Source organism: Waddliaceae bacterium (assembly GCA_018694295.1).
Classification (GTDB): domain Bacteria; phylum Chlamydiota; class Chlamydiia; order Chlamydiales; family JABHNK01; genus JABHNK01.
In genome coordinates, this window is the sequence record JABHNK010000060.1 from 23,973 (window position 1) to 32,098 (window position 8,126).

Consider the following 8,126-nt stretch of genomic DNA (forward strand, 5'->3'; position numbering starts at 1 on the left):
CTGTTTAAAAACCGTCCTGCTCTCACATAGCGTACTGTAACGAGCACTATTTCCCAAAATTCTCCTTGCTAAACTAAAAAGTTTAGCTGCGAAGCATTTTGAAAAATCCTGATCATTACAGCGCGCTCTGAGAGAGGTTTAGGACACAACTCAGGTTTAAAGATTTTTTTGTCTTGTATGCCCGTAACGCTTTCGCTATTAGACTTTTAGCATGCTGGCCGTCAATGATCTCTTGTCATTAATTATCTCTTTAGTATAAACTACGGTCTAACAAATCCATATATGGAGTTTTTTACATCCGTGAAGCCGACATTTTACAAGAGCGGTGAACATCATATTGACAGTAGTCGCATTGATTCAGACGCTCTTTATGTTCTTAATGTTCTTCATAACGCTGGGCATACCGCCTACCTTGTTGGCGGTGGTGTTCGCGATCTTCTTTCTGGTATAAAGCCAAAAGATTTTGATATCTCAACGTCTGCTACTCCTCAAGAGATAAAAGATATCTTCAGAAGAAAATGCCTTCTTATTGGCAGGCGCTTTCGTCTTGCCCATATACGTTTTGGTGCTTCTAAGTTCATCGAAGTTGCAACCTTCCGTTCTGGTTCGCATCTTGGCACCGACAAGCTCATCGTCCGCGATAACGAGTGGGGCACTGAAGAAGAGGACGTTTTACGTCGCGATTTTACTATAAACGGTCTTTTCTATGACCCTCATGATGATACTCTAATCGACTATGTCGGTGGTTGTGAAGACATCACCAAGAAGGTCTTGCGTTCTATCGGAGACCCTGTGATACGTTTCAAGCAAGACCCTGTCCGTATGATACGTCTTCTCAAGTTCCAGTCGCGCTTTGGTTATGCTATCGACGCCGAAGCTTCTGAAGCGTTAGAATGTTGTCGTGACGAGATAACGAAGAGCTCTCAGGCGCGGCTTTTAGAAGAATTTTATAAAATGCTAGAGTCTGGGTCTTCTGCGTCATTTTTCCGTCTTATGTTCGACGCTGGCTTTCTTGACATCCTTCTTCCTGCCATAGCAAAGAACATTCGTAGCGACGCGTCTGGGTCGTTATTCTCTTACCTCGAAGCTGCCGACGCCCTCGTAACGCAATCGCAAGGCCCTTGTCCCGATCGTGCTATTTTGGCATCGTGTATTTTCTTTCCTCTCGTCAATACCGCGATATCATCATCTTCAGATGTCAGCACCCTTTCTTTTGGAGACATCATGGAGATAACTAGAGATGTCATCGGAAACGTTTCTGCGACATCGTTTTTCAATTTCCCACGTCGTTTGCTTCATATGGCGTCTTTCATCATACACACGCAATATCGTTTTACCCCTATTTCCGATGTGCATTTCCGATATTCTCGTCTTCTTCGCCATGAAGAGTTCCACCTTGCCCTTGTATTCTTAAAACTCAGGACTCTCATCGACGGTGACATCATAAAAGCCTATTCTTTATGGCAGCGCCGCTGGGACAATACCGATAAAAGCCATATTCCTGTTAAAAAGACGTCTACACAGCGTCCTCGACGACGCAGGAGGCCACGATGAATGCAGGCATCAGGGAATTATTATATCCTTTTGGCTTTATGGCGTCGTTTTTTTTCGCCTTACGTTTTTTTGTTCAATGGTTTCTCAGTGAGAAGAAAGGCAAAAGCCACGTAACGGAAATTTTCTGGAAACTCTCCATCATCGGCAGTTCTATCTTCATGCTCCACGGTTTCATCCAGGTACAGGCTCACCTGTCATTAATCCAGGCGTGCAATATTGTCATATCTTGGAGAAACCTAAACATCATGTCCGACAAAAAAGAACCTTCTCCGCTATCGAAGGTTTTTGTCATCTTTGGCATCGCCATTACTGCTGTAATCGCTGTATTTATCGCTCAAGGACTTTTCAGTGGCGGCGGCATCTCCTGGATTCGTCGACCTCAAACACCGTGGAATTACGGTAGCGATGTAAATCTTATTTGGCATGTTATCGGTTCTTGCGGTATGGCTATATTCGCCAGCAGGTTCTGGATACAGTGGTGGAATGCCGAACGCGCCAATAAGAGTGCTCTAAACATCTCGTTCTGGTATCTAAGCCTCTCTGGCGCTGTCCTCGCCGTAGCATATTTCGTCGCCCTTGGTGATATCATCAACATCTTGGGGTACAGTATCGGCATTGCGCCATACCTAAGAAACCTCATCCTTTTAAAAAAAGAAAAAGCAGGTATCGGCTATGTCAACGAATAACGACACGTCTCGTAGTATCTTCTTATTCGCCGGGGAGCCTAGCGGTGACATCCTCGGAAGCGAGCTTCTTAAGAAACTTCTCAAAGACAACGAGCACCTTATCATCGAAGGTGTCGGAGGCCCTAAGATGCGCACCAACGGCATGGAAAGCATCGTTCCTATGGAGAAATTCCTCGTCATGGGTTTTTCTGCGATAATAAAAGCCTTTCCTCGTCTTCGTAAGCTCTTCTATTATCTCGTCGATACCATCATCGCCAAACACTATGACGCCGTCGTTCTCATCGACTATCCAGGTTTCAACCTCCGCCTTGCCAAAGCTCTTAAGAAGAAAGGCTACGAAGGCAAGATCGTCCATTACGTTGCTCCTTCTGTATGGGCATGGAAGAAGGGACGCATACAGCATATGGAAAAAACCTTAGACCTTCTTATTACAACGTTTCCCTTCGAGGCGAAGCACTTCGCCGACACCTCTTTAACGGTACGGTATGCCGGGCACCCTCTCCTTGAGAAGATAGCAAAACATCGTTACTATGAAAACTGGAAAGATCACTGTTCAATCCCTGACGGCGATGATATCGTCGCTATTTTTCCGGGAAGCAGAAACAGTGAGATCACCAACAACCTCGATATCATTCTCGGCGCTGCTGAGATTTTCCACAAAAAGCACCCTTCCGCTGTCTTCGCTGTCTCTGCTGCCAATGACGCCATCGCAACACGCATCAAAGAACACATCTCACGCTATTCTTTATTCTCAGGAAGAAAACTTTTCATTGTTCCTCATACATACACTTACGAACTTATGAAGGAAAGTCGCTATGCTATGGCGACATCAGGGACAGTAACCTTGGAACTCGCCGCCCATGAAACACCAACCGTTGTCATCTATAACGTCACATTTTTCAACTGGTTTTTGGCGAAACATATCTTCAAGATAAAGCTCCCGCATTATTGTATCGTCAACATAATATGCGATAAAGAGGTCTTCCCTGAGGTTATCGGCAAGGACCTCTCCGCCACTGATATTGCCGAGAAGCTTCTTGTTTTTGCCGATGACGAAGGACATAAAAAACGTTGCATCAAAGGTTGTAATGACATGAAAGATCTTATGCGCTACGACGATGCCAGCGCACAGGCAGCCAACGAAATCGAGGCTGTCTTATACCCATGATTGCGACCTATACTTTGCCATAGGTTTTTTGCAGTGGTACAGGTGCGAAGATGAAAGACGAGCGAATGTTAAAACATTCGCGAGGATAGAAGCAAAGTAGATGTGCTACTGCAAAAAGAAATATGGTAAAGCAAGATAAGGACAAACGAATAAATAAAAATAATAAAAAATAGCCGGAGCTTAAGGTGTTTGCCTTTAGGCAAATAAAGCTTCTTGCTTAAATTTTTAAAAAAGAAAAAAGGCCCTGTTTCCTATAGCATCCATAGTGTCAGGCAACCTGACTCATTTTGCTCCTCGCGAATAGTTACAACTATTCGCTTGTCGCTCACTGAGCCATCTTGCCCGACTCTATAGCGCTAAAGGAAATATAGGTCGCAATCATGGGTTATATGAATAAGAAGTTCTTCGAAGATACAAAAAATTATATCGTAGCATATATCATACAGAAGATGATGCGTCTAATCGTTAAGACCTGCACCTTCGACGTTCGCGGCCTCGACAACTTCCGTGACACCGTTGCAAACAACAAGACGATCCTCGCTCTATGGCACAACCGTCTTCCTCTCATGCCACGCTTTGTCAAGATGTTCACCCCTGATATCGACTATGCCGCCGTAATAAGTAAAAGTAGAGACGGCAGATTGCTGACGAACATTATAGACCGTTCGTTCCCCAATGTAGATACTATCCTCGTACCACACAATGCCAAGCACAAAGCTTTAAAGGCGTTGATCGAAGCTCTCAAGGAAAATAAAGTCGTTATTATTACCCCAGACGGCCCTCGTGGGCCACGATATGAAGTCAAACATGGAGTGGTTTTTGGTGCAAAAAAAGCACAAGCGCATATCGTCCCATTCTCATGGGCAACCACATCGTGTTGGAAATTAAGCACCTGGGATAAGATGATGATCCCTAAGCCTTTTTCTACGATAGAGGTAACTTTCGGTGAGACTTTTGTTCCCGATAGCGAAGTTTCTCTTGAAGAAAACGCCAAAAATCTAGAAAAACGTTTACACATTTGAATAGCGGATAGGAATTATCTATACGCTAAACACTATCCCTATACGCTATTAGAACCTATTCTTCTGAAGCTTCTTTTTTTACTGCTTCTCTGCCTTTGTAATCGCCACATGATGGGCATATTCTATGCGGCATACGCGGGCTATCACATTTTGGGCATTGATTATGGCTCTGTGCTTTTTTAGCATGATGAGATCTACGGTTGTTTTTGTGAGCGTTAGACACTCTATTACGTGGTACTGCCATTGTTCTTCCTATAATATCTCTGCAAAAGGACGTTGCCCTTCGCATTTTTGTTTATTTCCTGAATTTTTCAAATATCTTTGTATAGCCTTTCTCTCTGGGCACTCCCCTTTGCAACATTCCGCAAACAACGGCACTTCAAGAAGCAGAGCCTCACGAAGTTCATCTACGAAAGTATAGACTCCTGTTTTTATCGCTTCGAAGCCTTCGACTAAGGTAAACTTCCCTACAATATCAACGTCAGACATGCCATTACATACCGAGCATGGAACCGTCGCCACTGTCTTTGCCGTGATATCGACAAAGAGATTATCTCCAACGAGATACGCCTCACCTTCGACAAAAACCGGGGCTTTGAAGAAGAGCTCTTTCTCTGAGACCTCAAGAAACTCTGGAGAACATGTCTCGCAAATTATTTCTTTGCTGCCACCTCTAAGTCTATCAACATATATTTTAAAAGTCTCGTTCACTATACAATATCTTATTTTTTTACAAGAATACTATACCTCAAAAAAGGTTTTATTCCTAGAAAAATCAATACTACAATATCTATGGCCTTACGACAAAGAAATTATTTACTGGTAAATATCGCATTTTTCTTCTATTATGTATCTTAAAAAGATAAAATTACCCCCCTATCCCATAAATTATGGAAGAAATATTACTTAACATAGAAAGTAAAGAGCGCCGTTATGCTCATCTTAAGAACGGCAAGCTCTACGACCTTGTTGTCGAGAGGAAGAAATCTCGCCAGCTTACCGGCAACATATATAAAGGCAAGGTCATCAACATCTTGCAGAATATACAGTCTGCCTTTATCGACATCGACGAGGGTGAGAATGGTTTCATCCACATCTCCGACATCCTCGAGAATACAGCGAAGTTCGAGAAAATGTTCGACATGGATTTCGACGCCAAAGCTTCTGCTAAAGACGACGCTACTTCTTCGCAAGACATCGTAAAACTTCTCGATGTTGACCAGCCCGTCCTTGTTCAGGTTGTCAAGGAGCCTATTGGCAGCAAGGGTGCGCGTCTTACCTCCAACGTATCCATTGCCGGAAGGTATCTTGTCCTTCTGCCGAACACTCCTCATCGTGGAGTGTCTCGTAAGATTGAAGACCGCAACATCCGCGACAGGCTGAAGAGGACCATCAGGGCTTTCGAGATGCCTCAGGATATGGGTCTTATCTGCAGGACAGCGAGCAGACAGGCGACGACGGAGATGCTTATCGCCGAGGCTACCGAGCTTCTTACGTCGTGGAATGAAGTCATGGAAAAGTTCAACAAAAGTCCTGCTCCGAATCTTCTTTTCGAGGAGTCTGACCTTATAAAACGTTCTGTCATCACTGCAATCGACAAAAAGCTCACTCGCCTTCTCATTGACGACTATGATACATACCAGCGCTGCAAGAAAATATATGCGAAATATATCGAAGAGCACCCTCTTCGCATCGAGTATTACCGCGACAAAATCCCTATGTTCGAGAAGTTCAATATCGACCGCGAGATCGACAAAAGCCTCAACCGCAAGATATGGCTTCATAGTGGAGGATATCTTTTCTTCGAAAGGACTGAAGCTATGTGGACCATCGACGTCAACTCTGGCAGAAGCAAGAGTGTCAACAGTGACGTTGAAGAGGTAATCGTCCGCATTAATCTCGAAGCTGCCGATGAGATAGCTCGGCAGATGCGTCTCCGTAATGTCGGTGGTCTTATAATTTGCGACTTTATTGACATGCGCTTCAGAAAGAACAAGCGTCGTGTTCTCGAACGTCTCAAGGATTGCATGAAAGAAGACTCAGCAAAATGCACCATCTTGAGGATGAGCGATTTTGGGCTTATAGAGATGACGCGTCAGCGCAACAGAGAATCGTTGACACAGACGATGTTCATAGGATGTCCTTACTGCCGCGGTTCTGGCACGATAAAGACTCACGAGAGTGTATCTATCGAGATCGAGCGTGCTTTCAAGAAGGCCCTCTTTGTTAATAAGCAGTTCGGCCTTAAACTTGTATGCCATCCTGCTCTCGATGCATACCTCGATGTCCAAGACAAAGAGTATCTCCTTGCTTTTGCCGATGACAACAATGCGCGTCTTGAATTTGGTGTTGACGATGCATACCATCTCAATACTTTCGAGATATTTTCTACTATATCAGGAGACGTTTTAGAGGTTTGAGATCTGGTCAATATGATGAAAGCTACTATCAATCACAATGTTTTCTTTTGAGGAGTCTTTGCCATGAAAAAATGCCGGCATCTCTTCAATAAAAAGCGCTGGCTTTTTGTATTTTTCATGCTTTTCTCAGCGTTGTTAATATATCTCGATCCTCCTCATGAAGATTCTTCGTCTTCGACGATAGCTTGTGACACTATAGGCCTAGCGATATATTCTATGCGCAATGACCCTAACGTTATAAAACGAGAAGTTACAACGCGTGCCATAGCCCTTACAGTTCCTCTTTTCAGCACTGCCGACGTAATATGTAATAGTTTTATGACGGCACGCGCTTACTATCGGCGTGCAACTTCCGACACTGCTGTGGAAAAGAGAGCGGAGGCGATGTCGTCGTCATACCTTTCAAAACAGACGCTTCGCAATATCCTCGTCACTACCGGTGGTGGTATTGCCGGGGCCATATCACCGAAGTTCATAACAAAACATTTGGGATGTTACACCGACGAGATTTTTCCTCGCACAGAACCTTATATCATCGGAGATATTTATAAAACTCTCGATGTCATCGACAAAATTTTCAAGAAGCATAGCATCACATACTGGGCGACAGGAGGAACGGCGTTAGGGGCGGTACGCCATGGTGGCGTAATACCTTGGGACGACGATGCCGACATAGCTTTTTTCGAAGACGAGGAAGATAAAATTTACGCTCTAAAAGAAGAGTTCAGTATACGCGGTTATGAGATAATACCATGCTGGCACGGGTACAAAGTCTTTCCTAAAGACGGCGATGACATCAACGAGCAATTCCGTTACCCTTTCGTCGATATGTTCCCGATGAAACTCTCCGAAGGGCGCTTTATATTTTCTCTTGCGCGAGTCCGTATGATTTGGGGAAGTCAATTTCATTTCCCAGAAGAGATAGAAAACATAAAACGTTATTCTTTCGGTCCTATTACTATCCCTATTCCTGGAAACCAAGATAGATATCTTTGTGAAGCTTATGGCATCGACTGGAACGACCACGGATATCTGTACGTCAACCAGCACGACGGGACCCTCCATATCCCCATAAAATACCCTGTACGTATTATCTCCAGATGGGCTCCTGAATACATCGTCAACAAGGAGAAAAAAGATGTTATACAATAAAACTTTGGAGCAAAAGATACAGAGCAACGACCGCACATTGAAAAGGCTGTCTCTAGAACTCGAGAGGATGCAGAAAGAGTCTGACGCATGTCTTGATACCATAGGCCTTACCGCCGAAGAGATC

The 8,126-nt window shown here is 44.1% G+C and carries 9 protein-coding genes; 7 read left to right on the plus strand and 2 right to left on the minus strand.

All coding sequences use genetic code 11. The annotated features are described in order from the left end of the window. The first annotated feature begins 300 nt into the window (after positions 1 to 300). The 4 genes from pcnB (at position 301) to HN980_06590 (ending at position 4,430) form a co-directional block, all read left to right on the plus strand. On the plus strand, positions 301 to 1,554 hold the full coding sequence (gene pcnB / locus HN980_06575; protein ID MBT6929136.1) for a polynucleotide adenylyltransferase PcnB: 1,254 nt from the start codon (positions 301 to 303) through the stop codon (positions 1,552 to 1,554). Then, positions 1,551 to 2,240, plus strand: a complete 690-nt coding sequence (locus tag HN980_06580; GenBank protein MBT6929137.1) for a hypothetical protein — start codon at positions 1,551 to 1,553, stop codon at positions 2,238 to 2,240. Before pcnB ends, HN980_06580 begins: the two co-directional genes overlap by 4 nt. Continuing rightward, a complete protein-coding gene (gene lpxB, locus HN980_06585; GenBank protein ID MBT6929138.1) occupies positions 2,227 to 3,408 on the plus strand; it encodes a lipid-A-disaccharide synthase in 1,182 nt (393 codons plus the stop codon). The genes HN980_06580 and lpxB overlap by 14 nt, the downstream gene beginning before the upstream one ends. A 380-nt stretch (positions 3,409 to 3,788) precedes the next feature. Then, positions 3,789 to 4,430, plus strand: a complete 642-nt coding sequence (locus HN980_06590; protein MBT6929139.1) for a lysophospholipid acyltransferase family protein — start codon at positions 3,789 to 3,791, stop codon at positions 4,428 to 4,430. Positions 4,431 to 4,485: 55 nt separating this feature from the next. Here HN980_06590 and rpmF read toward each other — a convergent pair whose 3' ends face one another. Beyond that, positions 4,486 to 4,674, minus strand: a complete 189-nt coding sequence (gene rpmF, locus HN980_06595) for a 50S ribosomal protein L32 (GenBank protein ID MBT6929140.1) — start codon at positions 4,672 to 4,674, stop codon at positions 4,486 to 4,488. Between the two features lie 8 nt (positions 4,675 to 4,682). After that, on the minus strand, positions 4,683 to 5,141 hold the full coding sequence (locus tag HN980_06600) for a hypothetical protein (protein MBT6929141.1): 459 nt from the start codon (positions 5,139 to 5,141) through the stop codon (positions 4,683 to 4,685). A gap of 179 nt (positions 5,142 to 5,320) precedes the next feature. Here HN980_06600 and HN980_06605 point away from each other — a divergent pair, with 179 nt between their 5' ends. The 3 genes from HN980_06605 to HN980_06615 form a co-directional block, all read left to right on the plus strand. Then, a complete protein-coding gene (locus HN980_06605; GenBank protein ID MBT6929142.1) occupies positions 5,321 to 6,850 on the plus strand; it encodes a ribonuclease E/G in 1,530 nt (509 codons plus the stop codon). Positions 6,851 to 6,913: 63 nt separating this feature from the next. Further along, the gene (locus tag HN980_06610) at positions 6,914 to 8,002 is read left to right on the plus strand and encodes a hypothetical protein (protein MBT6929143.1); all 1,089 of its coding nucleotides are present in this window, start codon (positions 6,914 to 6,916) and stop codon (positions 8,000 to 8,002) included. After that, on the plus strand, positions 7,989 to 8,126 hold a 138-nt coding region (locus HN980_06615; GenBank protein MBT6929144.1), incomplete at its 3' end, for a hypothetical protein. The genes HN980_06610 and HN980_06615, both read left to right, overlap by 14 nt.

What these genes read in the sequence shown, in the direction of transcription:
- rpmF (MBT6929140.1), bottom strand. Translation starts at nt 4,674, where the DNA reads ATGGCAGTACCACGTAATAGAGTGTCTAACGCTCACAAAAACAACCGT.
- HN980_06580 (MBT6929137.1), top strand. Translation starts at nt 1,551, where the DNA reads ATGAATGCAGGCATCAGGGAATTATTATATCCTTTTGGCTTTATGGCG.
- HN980_06605 (MBT6929142.1), top strand. Translation starts at nt 5,321, where the DNA reads ATGGAAGAAATATTACTTAACATAGAAAGTAAAGAGCGCCGTTATGCT.
- HN980_06610 (MBT6929143.1), top strand. Translation starts at nt 6,914, where the DNA reads ATGAAAAAATGCCGGCATCTCTTCAATAAAAAGCGCTGGCTTTTTGTA.
- lpxB (MBT6929138.1), top strand. Translation starts at nt 2,227, where the DNA reads ATGTCAACGAATAACGACACGTCTCGTAGTATCTTCTTATTCGCCGGG.
- HN980_06590 (MBT6929139.1), top strand. Translation starts at nt 3,789, where the DNA reads ATGGGTTATATGAATAAGAAGTTCTTCGAAGATACAAAAAATTATATC.